Source organism: Collinsella sp. TM09-10AT, from assembly GCF_003436275.1.
Taxonomy (GTDB): Bacteria; Actinomycetota; Coriobacteriia; order Coriobacteriales; family Coriobacteriaceae; genus Collinsella.
This window is the reverse complement of sequence record NZ_QSOP01000019.1, coordinates 1-20,711: the sequence shown is the minus strand read 5'-3', so window position 1 is coordinate 20,711 and position 20,711 is coordinate 1. Positions and strand designations below refer to the sequence as shown.

Annotated in this window: 21 protein-coding genes and 1 riboswitch; of the genes, 5 read left to right on the top strand and 16 right to left on the bottom strand. The window is 58.7% G+C overall.

The genetic code is table 11. From position 1 onward, the window contains the following. Positions 1–14: 14 nt before the first annotated feature. The gene (locus DXD77_RS08105) at positions 15–761 is read right to left on the bottom strand and encodes an aspartate/glutamate racemase family protein (protein WP_233502375.1); all 747 of its coding nucleotides are present in this window, start codon (positions 759–761) and stop codon (positions 15–17) included. Between the two features lie 84 nt (positions 762–845). Next, complete coding sequence (locus DXD77_RS08100) at positions 846–2,102, bottom strand: ATP-grasp domain-containing protein (RefSeq protein ID WP_117564397.1); 1,257 nt, start codon at positions 2,100–2,102, stop codon at positions 846–848. A 393-nt stretch (positions 2,103–2,495) separates the two neighbouring features. Between DXD77_RS08100 and DXD77_RS08095 the strand changes: the two genes are divergently transcribed. Beyond that, positions 2,496–3,629 carry a glucosaminidase domain-containing protein gene (locus DXD77_RS08095; protein WP_117564398.1) on the top strand — a complete coding sequence of 378 codons (1,134 nt, stop codon included), beginning with the start codon at positions 2,496–2,498 and terminating at the stop codon, positions 3,627–3,629. 142 nt (positions 3,630–3,771) lie between these two features. Here the strand turns inward: DXD77_RS08095 and DXD77_RS08090 are convergent, their stop codons facing one another. The 4 genes from DXD77_RS08090 to DXD77_RS08075 form a co-directional block, all read right to left on the bottom strand. Further along, positions 3,772–5,037 (bottom strand): ATP-binding protein, encoded by a 1,266-nt coding sequence (locus DXD77_RS08090; protein WP_117564399.1) that lies wholly within the window; start codon positions 5,035–5,037, stop codon positions 3,772–3,774. Positions 5,038–5,337: 300 nt separating this feature from the next. Then, complete coding sequence (locus DXD77_RS08085; protein ID WP_158549117.1) at positions 5,338–6,705, bottom strand: protein kinase; 1,368 nt, start codon at positions 6,703–6,705, stop codon at positions 5,338–5,340. Between the two features lie 99 nt (positions 6,706–6,804). Continuing rightward, entirely contained in the window at positions 6,805–7,227 is a 423-nt protein-coding gene (locus DXD77_RS08080) for an XRE family transcriptional regulator (RefSeq protein WP_117564401.1), read from the bottom strand. 38 nt (positions 7,228–7,265) lie between these two features. Beyond that, on the bottom strand, positions 7,266–7,808 hold the full coding sequence (locus DXD77_RS08075) for a DUF4352 domain-containing protein (RefSeq protein WP_233502376.1): 543 nt from the start codon (positions 7,806–7,808) through the stop codon (positions 7,266–7,268). Between the two features lie 332 nt (positions 7,809–8,140). On the opposite strand from DXD77_RS08075, the gene DXD77_RS10415 reads away from it, so the two are divergent. After that, a complete protein-coding gene (locus DXD77_RS10415; protein ID WP_117564403.1) occupies positions 8,141–8,320 on the top strand; it encodes a hypothetical protein in 180 nt (59 codons plus the stop codon). A 6-nt stretch (positions 8,321–8,326) separates the two neighbouring features. Here the strand turns inward: DXD77_RS10415 and DXD77_RS08065 are convergent, their stop codons facing one another. The 5 genes from DXD77_RS08065 to DXD77_RS08045 all read right to left on the bottom strand — a co-directional run bounded on the left by DXD77_RS08065 (position 8,327) and on the right by DXD77_RS08045 (position 11,687). Then, a complete protein-coding gene (locus tag DXD77_RS08065; RefSeq protein WP_117564404.1) occupies positions 8,327–9,082 on the bottom strand; it encodes an EcsC family protein in 756 nt (251 codons plus the stop codon). Between the two features lie 371 nt (positions 9,083–9,453). Continuing rightward, positions 9,454–9,699 carry a hypothetical protein gene (locus DXD77_RS08060; RefSeq protein WP_158549116.1) on the bottom strand — a complete coding sequence of 82 codons (246 nt, stop codon included), beginning with the start codon at positions 9,697–9,699 and terminating at the stop codon, positions 9,454–9,456. A gap of 103 nt (positions 9,700–9,802) precedes the next feature. After that, complete coding sequence (locus tag DXD77_RS08055; protein WP_117564406.1) at positions 9,803–10,144, bottom strand: HigA family addiction module antitoxin; 342 nt, start codon at positions 10,142–10,144, stop codon at positions 9,803–9,805. Beyond that, complete coding sequence (locus tag DXD77_RS08050; RefSeq protein ID WP_117564407.1) at positions 10,116–10,397, bottom strand: type II toxin-antitoxin system RelE/ParE family toxin; 282 nt, start codon at positions 10,395–10,397, stop codon at positions 10,116–10,118. Before DXD77_RS08050 ends, DXD77_RS08055 begins: the two co-directional genes overlap by 29 nt. 102 nt (positions 10,398–10,499) lie before the next feature. Next, on the bottom strand, positions 10,500–11,687 hold the full coding sequence (locus tag DXD77_RS08045) for an amidohydrolase (RefSeq protein ID WP_117564408.1): 1,188 nt from the start codon (positions 11,685–11,687) through the stop codon (positions 10,500–10,502). 145 nt (positions 11,688–11,832) lie between these two features. Further along, a riboswitch (Lysine riboswitch) is annotated at positions 11,833–12,001 on the top strand. A 65-nt stretch (positions 12,002–12,066) separates the two neighbouring features. Here DXD77_RS08045 and dapA point away from each other — a divergent pair. Genes dapA through dapD form a run of 3 tightly spaced genes read left to right on the top strand, consistent with a single transcriptional unit; the run spans position 12,067 to position 15,868 of the window. After that, positions 12,067–14,376, top strand: a complete 2,310-nt coding sequence (dapA, locus tag DXD77_RS10580; RefSeq protein WP_117564409.1) for a 4-hydroxy-tetrahydrodipicolinate synthase — start codon at positions 12,067–12,069, stop codon at positions 14,374–14,376. Beyond that, complete coding sequence (gene dapB, locus DXD77_RS08035) at positions 14,369–15,109, top strand: 4-hydroxy-tetrahydrodipicolinate reductase (protein ID WP_233502377.1); 741 nt, start codon at positions 14,369–14,371, stop codon at positions 15,107–15,109. Before dapA ends, dapB begins: the two co-directional genes overlap by 8 nt. A gap of 39 nt (positions 15,110–15,148) precedes the next feature. After that, a complete protein-coding gene (gene dapD / locus DXD77_RS08030; protein WP_117564410.1) occupies positions 15,149–15,868 on the top strand; it encodes a 2,3,4,5-tetrahydropyridine-2,6-dicarboxylate N-acetyltransferase in 720 nt (239 codons plus the stop codon). 78 nt (positions 15,869–15,946) lie between these two features. Here dapD and DXD77_RS08025 read toward each other — a convergent pair whose 3' ends face one another. From DXD77_RS08025 to DXD77_RS08005, 5 genes are all read right to left on the bottom strand, one after another. After that, positions 15,947–16,951, bottom strand: a complete 1,005-nt coding sequence (locus tag DXD77_RS08025; protein WP_117648377.1) for a nucleoid-associated protein — start codon at positions 16,949–16,951, stop codon at positions 15,947–15,949. A 111-nt stretch (positions 16,952–17,062) separates the two neighbouring features. Continuing rightward, a complete protein-coding gene (locus DXD77_RS08020; protein WP_158549115.1) occupies positions 17,063–17,305 on the bottom strand; it encodes a hypothetical protein in 243 nt (80 codons plus the stop codon). 14 nt (positions 17,306–17,319) lie between these two features. Beyond that, complete coding sequence (locus DXD77_RS08015) at positions 17,320–18,222, bottom strand: Mbeg1-like protein (protein ID WP_117564412.1); 903 nt, start codon at positions 18,220–18,222, stop codon at positions 17,320–17,322. A 114-nt stretch (positions 18,223–18,336) separates the two neighbouring features. Next, positions 18,337–19,287, bottom strand: coding sequence for an L-lactate dehydrogenase (locus DXD77_RS08010; RefSeq protein WP_117564413.1), 951 nt, complete (start codon positions 19,285–19,287; stop codon positions 18,337–18,339). 201 nt (positions 19,288–19,488) lie between these two features. Then, positions 19,489–20,652 carry a pyridoxal phosphate-dependent aminotransferase gene (locus DXD77_RS08005; RefSeq protein WP_117564414.1) on the bottom strand — a complete coding sequence of 388 codons (1,164 nt, stop codon included), beginning with the start codon at positions 20,650–20,652 and terminating at the stop codon, positions 19,489–19,491. Positions 20,653–20,711 lie beyond the last annotated feature (59 nt).

Below are 20,711 nucleotides of genomic sequence, written 5' to 3'. Positions count from 1 at the left end.
TGGCAGGTCGAGGGTTATAGGCGGTAGAGGGCGCCGCTGCGGATGATGGACTCGCGTACCAGGACATCCATCGCATCAAGGGTGATCTCGGGCATCTCGCGATACTTCTGCAACACCGAAAGCTCCGTGCAGGCCAGAATGACGCGGTCGCAGCCGCTGCGGGCGAACTCCCACATCACGCGATCGAACTTATCCATATCGGGTTCGCGCCCGGCCTTCACATCATCGTAGATGAGCGACATCACGTCGGCCTGACGCTTCTCACTGGGATAGACGACCTCAGCGCCCGCTGCCTCGCACTCGCGGCCATAGACGCCGGCGCCCACGGTGCCATCGGTGCCCATAATGCCGATCTTGTGCACCGGCTCGGCGGGCATACTCAGGTTGGGATCGAACTCGCACTCCCCCATCACCGCACCCGCCAGGGCATAACGCACCGATTCGCGCGGCATATGGATAATCGGCACCTTGGTAAACGACTGAATCTGATCGTAGAAGTAGTGCGATGTGTTACAGGGAATCGCTATGTGCGCGCAGCCCAGCGACTCGAGTGCTTGGGCACACTCCTTCATGGTCGCCAGCAGCTCGGTATGCTCACCGGTCTTGATGGCCAGCGTGCGGTCGGGCATGGTCGACTTGGAAAGCACCACCATGTCGATATGCTCCTGGTCGCACGTAGCCGCCGTATGGCGTACCACCTGGTCGTAGTAATACGACGTGGCCTCGGCGCCCATGCCGCCGATAACTCCCAGCTTTTCCATCGCCGCCTCCTTGGTGACGCCCACGCAATTGCGCGTATCATACCCGCGCCCGCCCGATACATACCGGACGGGCGCCACGCTCGTCTACTTGTAATACGTCTTGAACAGCTTATAGTGACGCAGTTTGGTGTGCCACATGCGCAACCAGCGGTTAAAGACAAAGTCTCCCTTCATAAACGAGGGATCGGCGCCCTTGCCCTCCTTGGCAAGACGATGCACCTTCGCGCGCAGCTCGGGAGCCTTGACGTACTTGTCGACGACGCCCATGGGAACGACCATCCACAGCGCCTCGTCCTTCGCCGTCACAAATTCCGGCTCAAACGGGCGGTTATAGACGTACTCATCCACCACGTACTTGGCAACGTTAAAGCCGCTGTTGGTTACGTAGTAGTTGCTGCGGCCCTGACGGGTGTTAAAGTCAAAGAACTTAAACGAGCCATCGCGCTCGTCATACTTGACGTCAAAGTTGGAATAGCCCACAAAGTGAAGGTCCTCGAGCAGCTTGCGCACGCCACTCATAAGCTCATCATTGGGCTCGGTGATGATGCAGGCGTGATTACCGACGCCATGGGGCTGATGCTCCTCGAGCAGCACGTGACCAAGGCACATCATGCGAACCTTGCCGTTGCGGTCAGAATAGCTGGTGAGCACGCGCATGTACTCGTCGTTGCCGGGCACGCGATCCTGCAAAATCAGGTCATCGGTGTAGCCACTGGCATAGGAATCGCGGATAACCTGCTCCAGCTCGGCGCGGTCGGCAATCTCATAAGCCTTCTTCTGACCCTCGAACTCATGCTGCCACCACATGATGCCGTCGGAAGGCTTCAGGATCATCGGGTAGGGAAAGTCGATCTGGTCAAGCACCTCGGCGGGAGCCTCACCCTGAGCGTTGAGCATCGCCATGGTAAAGGTAAACGTATGCGGATAGGGCACACCGTGCTTCTCGCACAGCTCGTAGAAGATCTCCTTCTTCTGGCACTGCTCAAGCATGCTATAGGGCGCGTAAGGCGCAACGATGTTATCCGCCAGCTCGTTGGCATCCTTGGCCTGGGCCACCAGAGCAACATAGTTATCGCCGCAGCCCATCAGGACAATCGTCTTTTCGGCATGTGCCCGAGCGATACCGTTGACGGTCTTAAGCATCACGGGCATGGTGTCGATATCCACGTTAGGCGTGTAGTCGATAATCTGGCTGCGATACGCAGGGCCCGTCTGATACTTGCCAAAGACCAGGCTCTTGACCTGATACTCCTCGTAGAAGGCGCGCGCCACCGAATACGCGTTGATGTCGCCGCCGAGCAGCACGGGAATAAACTCGCGCTCTGTAAACTGCAATGCCATGGAAACTTCCTATCATGAACTGCCCACACGACGGGCGGTCTTTGTGCAACTGATTTATTCTAGCGTGCCGAGCCGCCGGCACCCAAAGCTCCACCGTATCTATGGCAATCGGCGTAATTATCCAGCATGAAGGCCAAGCTCACCGCGACGGGACCTTGTAGTTGCAAAACCCCACGTGAGGGCAACTTTTACAGCCAAAACCCTCACAAACAGGGTGCCGTAACGTTAAAGTTGAACTCTATGGTTTCTCAACAATTCACCATTCCCGCAGGTCAAGGCCAAAGCCTCAAGTTCAACTTGACCCTTTAGAACCTTTAAGGTTCAAGTTGAGGTCGAAAGCAGTAGTAGAATACAGCTCGACCAATAACCTACGATTGATTGCAGAGGGACTGGATGCAGCATTCGAACCATCGCACCGCAGCGCTCATCGCGTCGAAGCCGGCTCGTATCATCACGAGCGCCGCACTCGCCGTCGCGCTGACGGCCACGCCGATGCTCTCCCCCATCGCGGCCTATGCCGCCTCGCAGGCAACGCAGGATCAGCTTTCCGCCGCCCAGAAAAAAATCGAGGACGCCACGAGCGCCTACAACGACGCCCGAACCAAGCTCGAGGATCTGCAGAAGCAGATCGACTCCAATGAGGCGAACATCGATAAGATTGAGGCCGAGCTACCCGAGCAGCAGGCCAAGGCAAGCTCCGCCATGCGCGATCTGTATAAGTACCAGAAGGGCACCAGCCCCATCGTGAGCTTCCTGGTGAACACGCAGAGCTTGGGTGACTTTATCACCACCTGCAAATACACCAACCAGATTACGAGCTCGAGCGTCGACGAGATCGAAGAGCTTAACAAGATGCAGACCGAGCTCGAGCAGAACAAAACCGAGCTCGAGCAGGCCAAGTCTCAGCTCGAGGGCGAGCAAAAGAATGCCGAGGACGCGCTGGCCCAGGCACAACAGCTCCGCAACGAGGCGCAAGCGAAGGCCGAGCAGGAAAATGCCGCCGAACTGGCTAAGCTCGAGGCCGACAAAGCCGCTGCCGCCGAGAAGCTCTCGGGTACCGGCGTGAGTGGCAATAACTCCAACAGTCAGGCCACCAACTCCAACACCACCATCGACACCACGGTGAACAACTCCAACAGCGGCAATTCCGATTACGACTCGTTCATTAACGAGTGGACGAGCCGCATCGACAACTACCTCGCCGGTTCCCCCATGGCAGGCCAGGGCTATAACTTTGCCGTCGCCGCCTGGAATACCGGCGTCGACCCCCGTTGGTCCCCCGCCATCGCCTGCATCGAGAGCAGCAAGGGCCTCTATTGCGCCGGCTCCTATAACGCCTGGGGCTGGAGTGCCCGCGGCGGTGGTTGGCGTAGCTTTGGCAGCTGGAGCGAGGGTGTCTCCGCCCACGTTGCCTACCTGGGCGCCAACTATGGCTCCACGCTTACCCCGGCAGCCGCCAAAAAGTACTGCCCGCCCACGTGGCAGGACTGGTACAACAAGGTCGCCGGCCAGATGAACCGTATTTAAGTGCAACTGCAAAGGGGCCCCAAACGGGACCCCTTTTCTTTGGCCTTGCTAGACCAGAATTGGCATGCAGGCATAAGTGAGTGTTGGAAAAGTCGCTTGAGACTGAAACCCCTTCCGAAGGCAAGGTGATCCCACCACAACGTTATGGCGCGAGTGTGTCAACGGGAGCAACGATGATGCCATCGGGCGTTGTATGAACCGGCATGCCGAACCCAATGATGATGAGTTTTGCCACAGGCGGCCTCTCGCCACGCTCGACCAGCTTTCGCTCCAGCCGAAGCAGATTTGCGGATGCCTCGGGGATTTGAGGGCTTCCAAGCTTCACCTCCACGGCAATCCAAGTTCCATCGCGCCTGTGGATAACTGCGTCAACCTCGAGATCGTCGGCATCGTGGTAATGGGACACCAACGAGTCATTTGCGGCGGCGTAAACCTTGAGGTCATGCAGGACGAGGGATTCGAAAAGCAACCCCAGTGTCTTCGGGTCAGATGCCAACGACTCCGGATTTGCTCCGAGCAGCGCAACGGCAAGCGAAGGATCGGCGAGATGCCTCTTCGCCCCCTGCCGCAGCTTCACCGGAGACCTGAGCGCTGGATGCCAAGCGGGGATATCGTCGACGATATTGATTCGTCTCAGGGCGTCCATGTATCTGGAGACCGAGTTCTTCGAAACGCCGGTACCGATATCTTTGTCAATAGACTTTGAGCCAGCAAGCGTCGACTCATTCCGCGCTAGCGATGCCAAAAGAGACCTGACCTTGACCGGATCGCGCTTAACGCCATCAGTTCTAGAAACATCCGATTCGCATACGCCATCAACATAGGCAGCGGCTATCTGCATGGCATCGTCAGTCGTTTTCCCCATCGCCTGAGGCCAACCGCCACGACACAGCAAATCGGCGATTCCGGCGATGCCGGAGATTGACCCGACAGCCTGCTTGGCAGGGTAACCGGAAAGAAGCGTTCCAATCGAAACCGCGCCAGAAGAAACGCCAAGCTCGAACATCGTCATGGTGTCCATTCGCAACCTAACTATTCGCCCAACGCCGCTATGCATCGGCCGCATCGAATCCCGAGGCGTTGCCGAACCCGTAAGAATAAACTGACCGGATTCTCCCCTCCTTGCATCGCACTCGAAACGCACGGCATCCCACAGCTTCGGCTCTTCCTGCCATTCATCGATGAGCCTGGGAGATCGCCCTGCTAATGCTTGCGCCGGATCGATCCGTGCCAGCTGGAGAGCGGAAAAATTTCCAGCCGGATCGGAAAGAGACAAGGATGAATTAGCAAAACGACTAGCCGAAGTAGTCTTTCCGCACCACTTTGGACCCTGAATGAGGACCGCACCGAAGATATTGAGATTACGGCTGATTGCCTTATCGATGCATCTATCTACATACCTATCCACACGGCCTCCTTCTTGACTTACCCATATTAGGTATTTTACCAGCTGTGTGGTGACGATTGACGGAAATTTGTGGTGAGGATTGATGGCGAATTATGGTGACAATTGACGGAATTCTGTGGTGACAATTGACGGCGCTTCGAAGCACGGAGCAATTTAACCGTCACAACACCTATGGCGATGGGCACTCGCCCCGCCCACGAGGCAGGACTGGTACAACAAGGTTGCAACCAGATGAACCGCATTTAAGCGCTACTGCAAAGGGCCCCAATCGGGACCCTTTTCTTATAGCGGTACATTGCATTAAGCGACTATGCCGGTTGCGTTGCCGACGGCAATAATCACGATCATGATGACGCACATAATTCCCAGCGCCTTAAGCCACAGCGTGACAAACTCACGGCCCCGATAACGATCAAGCACGGGAAAGCGGCGCCGAAGCCTGCGGCGGTCGAGCACGCCAAACGAGATGAGCACCACCATGCCATCGACTATAAGAAAATACTCAAGGGCCAAAAACCACGTTGGATAGCTGCGGTTGGCTCCCGTGGGCTGGAATACGGCAAAATGGCTTCCGACCAATAGCAGCAAGGTTGCCGCATAGATCATGCCGTTCCATATACGCCCAATGGGTTCCGGGATCCGTGAAAGCAGGCTCTTGCGGCAAGGAGTCACCGAAGAGACTTCCTTGGGCCGCCGCCCGAAAGACGGCGCCATTTGCGGAGCAGCCTGCGCCATTGAAGGCGCCGTCGTGCTATTCGAGCCAGGCACAGGCAGACACAGCCCGTATGCCGCGCGCGCAGCGTGTCCGAGCGCCTCGGCACTTGCAAAGCGCTTGGCCGGATCGAGCGCCATGGCCATGCAAATGACATCAGCCAGCGCCGCGGGGACGTCGCACGCCTCGCATTGCTCGCGCATATTCTGACCCGGCTTAGGGTCAGCCCCCGTCAGACAAAAGAACAGAAGCGCGCCGAGCGCATAGACATCGCTGCGCACGCTCGTCTGCCCAAAACCATATTGCTCGGGTGGCGCATAGGGTCGCGTTCCAAACTTAACCGTGTCGGCATCGGCCCCGTCACGCCACACACGCGCAATCCCCAAATCGATAATCACCAGCGACGAGAAGGTCATGCCAGCATCGGCCGCATACCTCACGCCCGATACGATGATGTTCGAGGGTTTCAGGTCGCGGTGGATTACCGGTACCCCCGGCTCCCCCGCAGCTGCAAAACCAGCATGTAGCTCGCCTACCGCTTCACACAAAACGGGATACAGCCCGCGGGCATAATCGGGCGTCGCCCCCAAGCGTCCCACCAACGCCTCGAGTGTCTCGCCTTCGACATACTCCATCACCACGTCGAGCTCGTCGCCCACACGGCGGCAATCGACGATTCGGGGCAGGTGCTCAAAACGACGACCGGCGCGCTGGGCCGCAAACAGGCGCTCATAAGCTCCGCCAATCTGCACCGAAGCATCGATGCGCTTGCGGACAAAGGGGCCAAGAGACCCGCCACCAGAGCCCTCAAAATAGACGAGTTCGGTCGTCTCGACATCCGAGAGCTTGAGCACGCGCTCCACACGATAGCTGTCATCGCGGTCGAACGACGCCAAATGCTCGACAAGCGAAGCAGTCAGCTCATCATCGGAATATGTTGGGCTCTGAGTATCCATAGCGTCCATCATAACGCAGGGCGCGGACACCCCATGTTGTCCGCACCCCGTTCGTTTGCATGGTTATTCTGGTGACACAACCGGCTCAGCCATCGGCCACTAACTCACCGTTTCCTCGCCAAAGCGATACAGCTCTTCATTGACTTTTTGGAGGCTACAGCCACGGTCGATGCAAAAGATAATGATTGCATCGCGACGGTCCTTGCAGTTGAGGACGCTCACTCCGGCAGCCGTCAGGGCGCGGTTGGTCTCTTTCATCGACAGCGCCATTGCAAAGGCAATCTGCAGCACCTTATTGCGGCTCGGATTGCGCGAACCGGTAAAGATCTGATAGCCAAAGGTCTCGTTGAGGTCGGCCATACGCACCACGCGCGAACGCTCGAGCCCCTTCTCTTGCAGCAACTGCTTTAAGTAATCCGAAAGCGACGGGGCGGCAAAGTCGTGTTCCCTTATGTAGCCATCGATACTTGGCGCATCGAGAAGCTCATTGAGCAGCTCCTCGGTCAGCTTTTTATCGGGCACGCGGCCTCACCTCCAAACGACCCAACGGCATCAACACGCTAAGCAAGCACCCAGCTAGCAGTCGCGGTCTTTTCGAGCATGTTGGCAAAATACAGGGCCTTCTTGATGTCGCCGTCAAAGTAGATATTGCCCGCAACGGAGCCGCCGGCGGCAAGGGTGCCAGACTGCAGCTCGTCAGAGCCTTCGCTGTAATAGCCCTGGTTCTGCTGGGCGCCGTTGGCGTCCTCGCCCTTCCAGTCGTAGACATTGTAATCCGCGCCCTCATCGCCATTGTTGACGTACGTGACGTGAATGCCCGTCATGGTCGAACCGTCAAAATTGGTAAGCCCGGTCTGCACGGAATCGACAGTAACGGAAAGACCGGCAGCCGTGGTCACGGTCGTGCCGACGGCCAGGTCGGTCGTTGGCTGTTCCTCCTTTTTCGACTCCTCCTTCTTATCTGCGTCGCCGGCGTCCTCGGTAACGGTCGCCTTATCGCTGCCACAGCCCGCAAGCAGGCCGGCAGTCCCCAAGGCAACGGTGGCGAACGCGCCAAGCGCAGCGCGACGGCTCAGCAGCACTTCGTTTTCGAGCTTTTTCATCATGCATCCTTCCATCTATCCGGCTACCGTGCCGGCACACAGCACATCGTAGGAAGGATTAAACTTGAATTCATTAGCTGAGAGCTAAGGTTGCCATACAGAAGAGCGTGAAGCGCGTGTCCATCGCCGATGACACCTCGAGGCTTGCCAACATCGATTAGAACTACTGGTTCTACGGCTGCAGTGCCTTGCCTCGATTTCCGACATGGCGAACCTGCGCGGCGTGGTCCATGCGGACGAAGACGCTCTCGAGCATGCCCTACACGCTCGATGCTCGCACGAGCTCGACAAGAATCCTGGTAGATGCGAGCTGAGAGCCACCCAAGGGTCACATGGGCTCGACCACATTCAACAACCACAAGGCCATCGTGGACGGCAACGACACGGCCTGCGACTCAAAGCAGACGATGCGCACGATGTGCCGAATAGACCGCGAGGAGCAGGCGGAATACCTCATAATAGCCGGGCAGTCCCTACGGCATAGGCTAGGCAATGGGGTGTGGGGCGTGTAGCAAGGACTAAAGCAGGTCGCTTTCCACCTCAACGTCTTCGATGCTTTCGATCTCCGCTTCAGTGGGCAGGGTCCCATCGGGGTCCTCGCCCTCCATGAACATCCTGATGGCGTTCTTAGCAATGATGCTCGTCGATGCCACGTCCACGCCGCCGCCAATCAAGCCGCCGGCGAGGGGCAGCATTTTCCCAAGGTTGATGATACCTTTCTCGCCGAACTTCGTGATAAATCTGAAGCCAACCTTCTGGTTGATCTTCACGAGTGCCGACCCGGGAATCTTCTTGATTGCAGCCTCAAGCGATTTCGTCCCAGTCTTGATGAGCCCCATTTTGACAAGATCACTCGCCGTCGTACCTGTGAGGCACATGTAGATCATCGTCTGAACTTGGTCGGACGTAACGTCATAGCCACCCATCTTCGCGATGCAGGCGATCATGCGCATCTGAACGTACATGACGCTGCTTATGTTCGCGGGAATTGCGACCGGAAGCGTAATCAAGCCCCCGAGCCCGGTGACGAAACCTGAGGTTCCGCATTTCATGACCTGCCACTTTGCGAGTGCCCTTGCGGCATCATCGGGCGACTTCGCCTTTCCCGTGTAGTCGGCAACCATCTCGTCGACCGAACGACTCACCTTAGGGACGCCATTCAGTGCGCTCCTGTAGATGGTATCGAGCAGCTTGCCGGCCGATTCCTCATCGATGGGAATCTCGAAGCCTTTGGCCTTTTCAACCGTTTCTTTCTCTCCCGTCTTCTTAGCCATGGCTCTTCCTTTCTCGCAGCTTTGCTTTCACAATGACCCTTGCAAATTCTGCGAACCGTCCATCAATCTTTGGACATTTTACCTCGCGATTTATAGCGATAATTCAGCTGCCAGCTGATTTGTGGCCGCAGCGAATGATGGGCTCGCAAGTTGGCCTATGTCCTGTTGGTGGGTCCTTATGGAATCTATTGCGATGAGCTGGCATGGGGGCTGGCGATCGCGGCCCGCATCCCCGTGTTACTGGCGGCGGTGCCCTCACGCCAAACACTTGCACATTCGGATTGCTACACAACGAATGAAACTTGTTGATGTGGGGCGCGGTTCATTCAGGGTCCGTCCCCTCGCTTCATCCTCAAGAAGCTCGTCGAAACCTACCCCACCGTGACGGATTCCCCGGTAAAGGCGCTCACAAGCAACAGGATAAAGAAGGCCAAATAGCTGATGCTCAGCAGGTAGGCGATGATCAAAAAGGCAATCCATCCTACATTGGTCTTACCTTCGGCGCGGCGTTGCTCGCGAGAACGGCGCAGCCAGACCGTCACGCCAATGGCCACAATCAGCAGCACGAGCGCCGCCGCGGCCAACCCGGCAAGCGCAAACATCACGCCAATGCTCACAGCAATAACCGGAAGCAGTAGCAAGCCACACCCGCATCCACCCGGACTATATACGGAAGACTGTCGGCGTCGCCTCATCGCCACCCCCCATCATCTTTGAGCACTACAGTGCGATGGCCTGCTGAACAGGAACGATCTTATCGAGTTCCGGTTCGATCCGCCTTTTCTCGGCCTCAAGGTCAAACGCCACCTGAGCGCGCAGCCAATAACCATCCGTCAGGCCAAAATAACGGCAAAGACGAAGGTCGGTGTCGGCCGTCACACGACGCCTTCCCAAGATAATCTGTCCAATGCGTTGAGCCGGAATCCCGGTCTCCTTAGCAAGGCGATATTGAGAAATGCCCATGGGGACAAGAAATTCCTCTTTGAGAAGCTCGCCAGGAGTCACCGGCGGCAGCAAATCAGACGCAGTCTCATCACTTGTGATAATCGGCGATTTCGACATTCCAAGCCATCCCCTGTCTCCACTCAAAACAGACCCGATAGCGCTCGTTAACACGGATGCTATATTGACCGGCACGATCGCCCTTCAAAGCTTCCAGGCGGTTGCCCGGTGGAACGCGAAGATCATCAAGCGAAGCACAAACCTGCAGTTGGCGAATCTTCCTCAACGCAACACGCTCAAAGGGCACGAACCTCCTGACCCGCACACCCATGGCAAAGCGTTCGGTATCCTCATCTTTATACGATGCAATCATAGTATCGCCTTACGTTAGTAACGTCAAACGTTTCTACAAACTTACATCTCTATTATATCGTACGTTTGTTCGTGTTTTCTAGAACAAATAGCCCTTCACGCCTTAGTCAAGCAAAAGCAATCGTTTGTAGACATCGAGGCCTTTGAGCAGGATTTCCTCGTCAAAGAGCATGGTATCAGTATGCAGGGCGCTCGTGGCATAGGCGGGGCAGCCATCCGAATCGATCGGGTTTTCTTGTCCCTCCGGCACGCCCATACCCAGCAGGAAGAACACACCCGGCAGATGGCGCTGATAGAAGGCGAAGTCCTCGGCGATTAGCAGTGGCTCGTCCACAAGTTGCAGCTCAGACAAGGCAGGCGCAATGTGGGCGAACAGCTCGGGGTCGTTATCGACCGGCGGATAGCCCTCGGCAAAGTCGAGGTCGTACGTACAGCCTGTTGCGGCGCAGGCCTCGTCCAACACGCGGCGCACGCCCTCGCGCGCACGGTCGAACATACCGTCCGTAAATACGCGGAGGCTGCCAGCCACATGGGCCTCCCCCGCCACCGCATTGCAGACGGTGCCAGCCTGCAGCAGGCCGAACTTACCAATGCAGGGCTCGTCGGCACCTAACTCGTCCATGAGCTCGCGCTCGGAAACCAAGAACTTGGCCGCTGCCAGCGCGGCATCATGCGATTCCTCGACTGGAACGCCGTAGGTCTTGGCGATATGGATGCTCGCGCCATGGATATGAATGTGCGTCTCGCTTGAGCGCGCCAGCAGCGGACCGGAACAGCTCGCCAACGTGCCGGCGGGCAAATCGGGCCATACGTGGAAGCCAAAGATGCGATCCGCCCCGTAGCGCTCGAATACACCGCTCTCGCACACCGTCTTGGCGCCACCAGTCGTCTCCTCGGCCGGCTGAAACACAAAGAGCACATTGCGCTTAATGGCGCCCGGCTGCTCACGGATCGTACGGTCAACGAAGGTTGCCGCCGCAAGCGCCATGGCCATGTGTCCATCGTGTCCGCAAGCGTGCATCTTTCCGGGATGCGTCGAGGCAAAGGCCGCGCCCGTCGCCTCCGCAATGGGCAGGGCGTCCATATCGGCGCGAATCGCCGTGGCATGCGCGGCGCCCGTGCCAGCGTCAAAGAAAGCGCAGACGCAGCTGGGGCACGGATGGGTCACCTCGCAAGCGAGCGGCGCCAACACGCCCTCGATATAGGCGATAGTCTGCGGAAGATCGAAATCAAGCTCCGGAATGCGATGGAGATCGCGGCGATAGCGACGGAGTTCTTGGAGCTCGGTCATAGAGGTTCCTTTCATGGGTGCGCGTCGGTTGCCATCTATTGTGCCGCAAGATTGCTACACCCTTATTTCCAGCATATCCTTGCATTTTTTAAACGTTATATACGAATACTCTTGTTTGGTAAAGTGCAACGTGGTAGGGTCTTTACCACTTGATAGAGGCGCGGGCACGAAGAACCGCGGGCGAGCCGGCAGGCTTTGACCCCGTGGGGAGGCGAAACCCGCCGAACTGGGTTTTTCGGGCACGAACAACCTGGTGGGCCTGCGGGAAACACCCGCAGGACTGTCTGCAGCAATGCGGGAGCGCTATCCGGACATTGGGTCCACGCTATGCGGATTCGATGCGCAGGTAGCGCCGTCTGGATAGCGAGGTTTACGGGACATGTCACTGACTCCCAACGAGGCATATGCGGCAAAGCAGCCGTTTGTGGACAAGGAGACGCTCGAGCATATCGTCGAGCAATTCTCCACGCCGTTTCATCTATATGACGAGGCGGGCATCCGCCGCAACATGCAAGAAGTGCGCGACGCCTTTGCCTGGAACCCGGGCTTTAAGGAATACTTTGCCGTCAAGGCCAACCCCAACCCGGCGCTCATCTCCATTCTCAACGAATACGGCTGCGGCTGCGATTGCTCGAGCTATACCGAGCTCATGATCGCCCGCTCGCTGGGCATCACCGGCCACGACATCATGTTCTCGTCCAACGACACGCCGGCGGCCGACTTTGAACTCGCCGACAAGCTGGGCGCCATCGTCAACTTTGACGACATCAGCCATATCGAGTTCTTTGAGCGTGTCGCGGGGCCCATCCCCAAGACAGTCAGTTGCCGCTTTAATCCGGGCGGCTTGTTCCAGCTCTCCAACGGCATCATGGACAACCCGGGCGACTCCAAATATGGCATGACCACCGAGCAGCTCTTCGAGGCCTTCCGCATGCTCAAGGCCAAGGGCGCTGAGGACTTTGGCATCCACGCATTCCTTGCCAGCAACACCGTCACCAACGACTACTATCCCAAACTCGCGCGCATTCTCTTTGAGCTTGCCGTGCGCCTGGAGCGCGAGACCGGTGCACACGTCGCCTTCATCAACTTATCCGGCGGCGTCGGCATCCCCTACCTGCCCGAGCAGCAGGCTAACGACATCCATGCCATCGGCGAGGGAGTGCACGCGGCATACGACGAGATCTTGGTTCCCGCCGGCATGGACGATGTGGCCATCTGCACCGAGATGGGCCGCTTTATGATGGGCCCCTACGGCTGTCTGGTCACCAAGGCCATCCACGAAAAGCAGATCTACAAGGACTATATCGGTGTCGACGCAAGCGCCGTCGACCTCATTCGACCTGCCATGTATAGCGCCTACCACCACATTACGGTAATGGGTCAGCCGAGTGGCGCCGACAAGACCGCAGCGCCCGTCACGGACACGTACGACATCACGGGCAACCTATGCGAGAACAACGATAAGTTCGCCATCGATCGCGAGCTGCCGCATATCGACATGGGCGATGTGCTCGTGATTCACGATACGGGTGCGCACGGCTACTCCATGGGCTACAACTACAACGGACGCCTACGCTCCGCCGAGGTCCTGCTGCGCCCCGATGGCTCGGCCGACCTCATCCGCCGCGCCGAGCGCCCGGGCGATTACTTCGCCACGCTCGACGTGCTGCCGTGCGGCCGAGAGCTGCTGGCGAAGTCGCGCGCCGAAAGTGCCCGCCGTCGCGCCCAGGACGAGCGCCTGGCAGTCGCCGCCCAATGGAACAAACGCATCCAGATCGCGGAAGCGAAGGAGAAGAACATGGACATCCGCAACCTCGAGGGTTCGATCGTCGCCCTTGTCACGCCGTTTAAAAAGGACGGCAGCGTCGACTTTGATGCACTCGAGCGCCTTATCGATTTCCACCTGCAAAATGGCACTGACGCCATCCTCACCCTGGGCACCACCGGAGAGAGTGCCACGATGACCGACGACGAGGACAACTCCGTTGTCGCCGCAGTGGTCAAGCAGGTTGCGGGCCGCGTCCCCGTCATCGCCGGCTCGGGCTCCAACTCCACGCAAACCATGCTCACCAAGTCGCTCACTTACCAAGGCCTGGGCGCCGACGGCCTGCTGCTCATTACCCCCTACTACAACAAGTCAAATGAAGAGGGCATCTACCAGCACTTTAAGACCGTCGCCGATGCCGTGGACATCCCTTGCATCCTCTACAACATCCCCGGCCGCTGCGGCTGCAGCATCAGCGAGCGCAACGTAGAGCGCTTGGCTGCGCACCCCAACATCATGGGCATTAAGGAAGCCTCGGGCAACGTCGCCTACGCGGCCAAGATCGCCCACCTGCTGTCTGATGACTTCCGCATGTACTCGGGCGAGGATGCACTCACCGTGCCGCTCATGAGCCTGGGCGCTTCGGGTGCCATCAGCGTGTGGGCCGACGTACAGCCGCAGCTCGTGCACGACATGTGCCGCGCCTATCTGGACGGTGACGTAGCGCGCGCCCGCGATATCCAGATTGCCGGCCAGCCGCTCATCAACGCCCTCTTTAGCGAGGTCAACCCCATCCCCGTTAAAGAAGCGCTCGCCCAGATGGGTATGATCGAGGCAAACTACCGCATGCCGCTGTGCCCCATGGCCGACGATACGCGTGCCGCACTTACCGATGCTCTGAAGGGAGCTGGTCTGCTTGATTAAGACCGTCATTATGGGAACGGGCCGCATGGGCTCGCTCATCCGCACCACTGCCGAGGGTATTGTCGATACCGCCGGACAGCCCGTTTTCGACATTGTGGCCCAGATCGGTTTTGACCTGTCTGAGCTCGAAAGCGCCCCGGCAGCCGACGTCATCATCGACTTCTCGAATGTCGTGACCTTCGATGCCGTCGTTGCCTATGTCGAGCGTACAGGCGCGGCGTTGGTCTCGGGCACCACGGGCTATACGCCCGAGCAGATGGATCGCCTGCGCGAGCTAGGTCAGAGCGCCCGCGTCATGCACTCCGGCAACTACTCCATCGGCATCGCGGCCCTGCGTCATCTGGTGGCACAGGCCACGCGCGAACTGCCTGGCTTTGACTGCGAGATCGTCGAGACACACCACAACCAAAAGGTCGACGCTCCCAGCGGCACCGCCAAGCTGCTACTCGACGCCGTCGTCGAGGCCGAGCCCGAGGCAGGCTACCAGCCCGTCTATGGCCGCGAGGGCATGTGCGGCGCGCGCGACCCCAAGGAGATCGGCATGCACTCGCTGCGCGGCGGCACGGTCGCCGGCGTACACGAAGTGAGTTTCTTTGGCCAAGACGAGGAAGTCACGCTCACGCATCGCGCCACGAGCCGTCAGATCTTCGTCAACGGCGCTCTGGCAGCCGCGCAGAAGCTCGTCACCCGCGAGCACGGCTTCTATACGTTCGACCAGGTCATGTTTGCCTAACCAGGTATCAACCGGATCCACCCAAAGGAGAGACAGCAAATGAGCAATGCAGCCGAGATGGATGCCCAGGAGATTATCAACTACATCGCCACAGCGCCCAAAAAGACGCCCGTCAAACTGTACGTGCGCGAGAAGCCCGGCATGAAGGTCCAGTGGGGCAATGCGCACGTCTACGGCGGTCGTCGTGGCAAGACCGTCTTTGGTGACTGGGATGAGCTCAAAGCCATCCTTGATGCCAATGCCGATTCCATCGATTACTACGATGTGGAGAACGATTGCCGCAACTCCGCCGTGCCCATGCTCGACCTTAAGGGCATCAACGCCCGCATCGAGCCGGGCGCGATCATCCGTGACCGCGTCGAGATCGGCGATCGCGCCGTCATCATGATGGGTGCCATCATCAATATCGGCTCCGTCATCGGTGAGGGCTCCATGATCGACATGGGCGCCGTGCTGGGCGGCCGCGCCACAGTGGGCAAGAACTGCCACATCGGCGCTGGAACCGTGTTGGCAGGCGTCGTTGAACCCGCAAGCGCCACGCCCGTCATCATCGAGGACGATGTCATGATCGGCGCCAACGCCGTGGTCCTGGAAGGCGTGCACGTAGGCAAGGGCGCTGTCGTTGCCGCCGGCGCCGTGTGCGTCGAGGACGTCCCCGCTGGTGCCGTCGTGGCCGGCGTCCCCGCCCGCGTCATCAAGATGCGCGATGAGAAAACCGACAGCAAGACCGGCCTCGAAGAGGGACTACGTCAGCTTTAATAGTTACGCGGTTTTACCAAGAAGGCCGAAGCCCCAAAGGGCTTTGGCCTTTTCGTTACGGTCAATCTACTCGAGCCGCTATCGATTCTCGATGCTGCCGATGTTTTTGAGCTCGATGGAGATGAGGCCGTTGGGTTCGTTGACGAACTCGATGTACTCGGAGTTCGAGCCCATCTCGGCCGGAAAGCTGATCTCGATGCCCGTGTCGGTACGAATCTTGTGGTTGCGCACGGCCGCACGCTCGACCTGCTTGCGCTCCACGGGCACACGCTCGGGCACCTTCTCTTCGGTCAGCGCCGCACGTACGCTCTCCTTGATGACCGGTTCGTCCTCAAAGACCTCATCGACGATATCCCAAGGCGGAAGCTCCTCGTCATCCTCGACCTTCTCGGCAACGGCAGCCTTAACCTTAGCGAGCGCTACGGCCGTATTGGCACCGTGCTCCTCGGCGACTTCCTCGACCACACGCGTCACGGTGTCGATGACCTCCTTGCCCGATACGCCCGTGTCGCACTGCAGCAGGCCATCGGGGATAAGCATACGGTCCTCGCCGGCAATCTTGCGCTTCTTGTCCACGTAGCCGATCTCCATGGTACTCGCGCGCACGATGGCATAGCTCGGCACCTTTTGCGAGGGGTTCGGCAGAATGGCGTAGTGGCGCGCGATGTCGTTGCGCACCTCTCCCTCCTCGCGGCCCACTTCGTGCATAAAAGCCTGCTTGGAGCCCAGCAGCATCACGGCAAACCAGCGGGCATCCTCATCGTCGTCAAAATCGGCCACGAGCACGTCGGTGGACTCGGCTTTCTCGGCTTTGGTGAGCTCGGAGGAGATAAACTCCGCAATCTGCTGCGACAGGTCTACGAACTCGCGCTCGCCAAAGAAATAGCCCTTGAGCTCGCCGCCAAACGCAGAGTTCTCGGCAAACGTGGCGCGCTTATTGTCGGCCGAGGTTCGTGCGCGGCGCAGATGCGTGGTCACAAAGTTGCGCACGGTACGGCTCTCGATATCGAGCTCGCGCTGGCTCATGACGCTGACGGCAGAGTCAAAGTCCAGGATATGCAGAATCGCGTGATTGATTTTCATATACGGCATTCCGTTCTAGATCGATTTCGGCACGAACCAGTATAGCGGTCGAGCCCTCCCCGAGCGCATCGAAGATTGGTACATCGGGGACAGGTTGCTTTGCACCAATGGCTAGCGCAGGAGCTCGGACTGCCAAGCCTCGAGCTGTTCTGCCAAACTCTTGCCGGCAGCGGGCATGTCGATCTGGGGTCGTTTGGGCAGCAGTGCGCATTTAAGGATTGCCACGATGGTCTGCGAGACAAAGCGTCGCGTATCCTTGTCAAAGCCTTGTGCAGCCTGGAGCATCACGGGCAGGCTCTCGCGCAGATTCCCAGCGATATCCGCAAACCGCTCAGCACCCGTAGCCTCAAACACGGAGAACAATGCATCTACAAAACGCTCGCGCTCGGCAGGCCCCACTGCAAGAGCATCTCGCGAATGGAGCCATCAACGTATCGAGCACCGGCGGACAGGCGCTCACAGTACACGAAGTCGCGACCATCAACCACCCAGCTAAAGGGATTGTGCTGCAGCAGGCTGAACTCAGTGCTCTCAACGATGGCATAGTCCTCCTGTGTCTCGAACATCATGCCAAAGATCGACGACCGAGGTAGCGTCTTATCGATGCGGCCGGAAAGATCGGCAAAGGCGTTGCCGTTCAGAAACTCCTCGACGAAGCCAGGACCATCATGGGAATACACCCGTTCGATTCGCTCACGGGCGACATCGGAGCACATCGCCGCACCGTACACCGCAAGGTTTCCACCCTTGGAATGACCTCCGCACAAAAGTGGCCCGTCAATCGCATCCGCCGCCTCGTCCACATAGCGCGCCGCGGATTCCTGGGCCGGCACAGGACACCGGAACGCCATGTTAAAGTCCTCTTTCCAGCCCACAATCGTACTGTCGGTCCCCCGGAAGGAAAGATAGCTAAACCCCGCCGGAAACCGGAACGCCATGGCTGCAAACTGCTCTGTCGCTACCACATCGCTCACGGCACGATAGCCGCAAACGTGCACGCCACGGTAACGAGGGTTTGCTGCCACGGCCTCCAACAAGGCCCTGCTCCCCTCTGGATCCCACAAGTCGTCAATCATGTCCCGGTAGCACTCGGCACGCAGCAGTTCGCGTACGTCTAGGCCCTGCCAGTTCGTCAGCTCCGCCATATCACCCGGCAAACGTAAATAGGACAACCACGCAAAGACCAGGCTATCCACCGCGCAGAACGACCGCTCCTCAAACGGATCAAACACCGTCTGGGCATATGTCAAAAAATTAGGCGAATCCGACATGACTCTCCCATCAACTATGGCGCATTGGGGTAGGGTTACTTTGCACCAAAAAGGCGCCCGGACCGTGTGGACCGGACGCCTTTCATTGTAGCCTGTTGCCCAAAAGAGCTGGATTTAGCAGGAGAAGTCGACGCTGTCGATGATGTCCTTGAGGGCCTTGGCGGAGGCGGTAAGCTCATGCTGCTCGTCATCGTCCAGCGGCACGGGGACGCGGCAGACAACGCCGTCGCGGCCAACGACGGTCGGCATGGAGATGGCAAGATCAGACAGGCCGTACTCGCCCACCATGAGCGAGGAGACGGGTAGAACGGTCTGTTCATCGCGCATGACGGCAGTGCAGATGCGCTTAACGGCCATGGCGACACCGTAGTAGGTGGCGTGCTTCTTCTCGATGATGGTGTAGGCGGAGTTCTTGACGTCCTCGGCGATGCGCTTCTCGGCGGCCTCGTGCTCCAGGTGGCCGTGAAGCTCGCAGAAGGTGTTCAGCGGCACGCCGGCAACCTGAGCGCTGGACCAAGCGACAAACTCGGAGTCGCCGTGCTCGCCCATGACGTAGGCCTGAACGTCGCGCGGGTCGACCTCGACGTGGGCGCCGAGCATCTGCTGCAGACGGCCGGTGTCGAGCACGGTGCCGGAGCCGATGACGTGGCCCTCGGGCAGACCGGACATCTTGATGGCGGCGTAGGTCAGAACGTCGACCGGGTTGGAGACGATGAGCAGAATGCCGTCGAAGCCAGACTTCTTAATCTCGGGAATAATGGACTTGAAGATGCTGACGTTCTTGTTGACCAAGTCCAGGCGGGTCTCACCGGGCTTCTGGGCAGCGCCAGCGGTGACGACGATCATGGCGGCGTCGGCGACATCGGAATAATCGCCGGCGTAGATCTTCATCGGCTCGGCAAACGTCATGCCGTGCGCGATATCCAGAGCCTCACCCTCGGCGCGGTTCTTGTCCACGTCGATGAGGACCATTTCGGAGAACAGACCGCTCTGCATCAGCGCGAACGCCGAAGACGAACCGACGAAACCGCAACCGACAATAGCGACCTTCTTCTCGTTAACCATTAGAAACTCCCATCTCTCTCCACAAGCAAGCCGCCCGGGAACGACCCGAGCGGCTTGCCGTAATCCCAATACATCCAATCGGGACTTTGATTATGCTCCTATTCGCAGCCAAAAATCGACCGTTTACCGAAATTGTTTGCAGGATTCGTAAAATAACTGCACGAAATCGGTTTCGAACTATTGACGAGCCTAAATGATCTTCTAATACAGGCCCGCCTCGCGAATAGCCTCGACAGCCAGAGCGATCTGATCGGGCGGCAGGACCAGCGCCATGCGCACGTGTCCCTCGCCCGAAGGACCAAAGCTCGCGCCCGGCGTCACCACAACGCCGGCCTTCTCCATGAGCTCCTCGCAAAACGCCATCGAGTCAGTGCGGCCGCCGGGAAGCTTGGCCCACACAAACATGGAACCGTGCGCGTTGGGGCGCTCCCAGCCTAGGCCCTCAAGACCGTCGCACAGGGCGTCGCGGCGCTCCTGGTACTTCAGACGTTGCGCCTCCACCTCATCACGCGGACCGTTCAGGCAGGCGATGGCAGCCTTTTGGATCGGGAAGAACATGCCAAAGTCGATCTGGCCGCGCAGCTTGGCAAAGGCAGAGACCACATCCTCGCGGCCGACCAAAAAGCCGATGCGGGCGCCAGTGACGTTAAACGACTTGGAGAGCGAGAAGAACTCCACACCCACCTCAAGCGCACCGGGATACTGCAAGAAGCTGCCGCCCGGCTCACCGTCAAACACGATATCGGAGTATGCATTGTCGTGAACGATGAGCAGGTCGTGCTCGCGGGCGAAGGCGATGATCTCCTCGTAGACCTCGGGCATGCCCACCGAGCCCACCGGGTTGGCGGGCAGCGATACGATCATATACTTGGCACGATCGGCCACCTCGGGATCGATACCCGCCACATAGGGCAGGTAATTATGCTCGGCAACCAGCGGATAGTACTCGAGCTTGGCATCGGCAATCTTGGCACCCGCCTCAAAGACCGGGTAGCACGGATCGGGCACCAGGATGGTGTCACCCGGATCGAGCAGGGCCAGACCCAAGTGGCCCACGCCCTCCTGCGTGCCGTTGCACGACTGCACCATAGACGGCGTAATGCCCAAAACGCCAAAGCGGCGCTCATAGTAATCGCACACGGCTTGCTTGAGTTCGGGCAGGTCGCGCAGGGCATACTTCCACATCTCGGGGTCCTGGGCCGCTTGCGTGAGCGCCTCGACCACGTGGTCGTACGGCTTAAAGTCGGGCGTTCCCACGCTCATGTTGTAAATGGTCTTACCCTGAGCCTTCAGCGTGAGCAGCTTGTTGTTGAGCGAGGCGAAGACCTCCGCGCCAAAGCGGTCGAGACGCTGCGATGCCTGCATGGTGCCAGGTGACGCATAATTTCTTTCGCAAATTGACAACCGCATAGCGGAACACGGCC

Excerpts from the sequence above, each read along its gene's own strand:
- DXD77_RS08105 (WP_233502375.1), bottom strand. The coding sequence starts at position 761 with ATGGAAAAGCTGGGAGTTATCGGCGGCATGGGCGCCGAGGCCACGTCG.
- DXD77_RS08100 (WP_117564397.1), bottom strand. The coding sequence starts at position 2,102 with ATGGCATTGCAGTTTACAGAGCGCGAGTTTATTCCCGTGCTGCTCGGC.
- DXD77_RS08095 (WP_117564398.1), top strand. The coding sequence starts at position 2,496 with ATGCAGCATTCGAACCATCGCACCGCAGCGCTCATCGCGTCGAAGCCG.
- DXD77_RS08085 (WP_158549117.1), bottom strand. The coding sequence starts at position 6,705 with ATGGATACTCAGAGCCCAACATATTCCGATGATGAGCTGACTGCTTCG.
- DXD77_RS08075 (WP_233502376.1), bottom strand. The coding sequence starts at position 7,808 with ATGAAAAAGCTCGAAAACGAAGTGCTGCTGAGCCGTCGCGCTGCGCTT.
- DXD77_RS10415 (WP_117564403.1), top strand. The coding sequence starts at position 8,141 with ATGGGCTCGACCACATTCAACAACCACAAGGCCATCGTGGACGGCAAC.
- DXD77_RS08065 (WP_117564404.1), bottom strand. The coding sequence starts at position 9,082 with ATGGCTAAGAAGACGGGAGAGAAAGAAACGGTTGAAAAGGCCAAAGGC.
- DXD77_RS08055 (WP_117564406.1), bottom strand. The coding sequence starts at position 10,144 with ATGTCGAAATCGCCGATTATCACAAGTGATGAGACTGCGTCTGATTTG.
- DXD77_RS08050 (WP_117564407.1), bottom strand. The coding sequence starts at position 10,397 with ATGATTGCATCGTATAAAGATGAGGATACCGAACGCTTTGCCATGGGT.
- DXD77_RS08045 (WP_117564408.1), bottom strand. The coding sequence starts at position 11,687 with ATGACCGAGCTCCAAGAACTCCGTCGCTATCGCCGCGATCTCCATCGC.
- dapA (WP_117564409.1), top strand. The coding sequence starts at position 12,067 with ATGTCACTGACTCCCAACGAGGCATATGCGGCAAAGCAGCCGTTTGTG.
- dapD (WP_117564410.1), top strand. The coding sequence starts at position 15,149 with ATGAGCAATGCAGCCGAGATGGATGCCCAGGAGATTATCAACTACATC.
- DXD77_RS08025 (WP_117648377.1), bottom strand. The coding sequence starts at position 16,951 with ATGAAAATCAATCACGCGATTCTGCATATCCTGGACTTTGACTCTGCC.
- DXD77_RS08015 (WP_117564412.1), bottom strand. The coding sequence starts at position 18,222 with ATGTCGGATTCGCCTAATTTTTTGACATATGCCCAGACGGTGTTTGAT.
- DXD77_RS08010 (WP_117564413.1), bottom strand. The coding sequence starts at position 19,287 with ATGGTTAACGAGAAGAAGGTCGCTATTGTCGGTTGCGGTTTCGTCGGT.
- DXD77_RS08005 (WP_117564414.1), bottom strand. The coding sequence starts at position 20,652 with ATGCAGGCATCGCAGCGTCTCGACCGCTTTGGCGCGGAGGTCTTCGCC.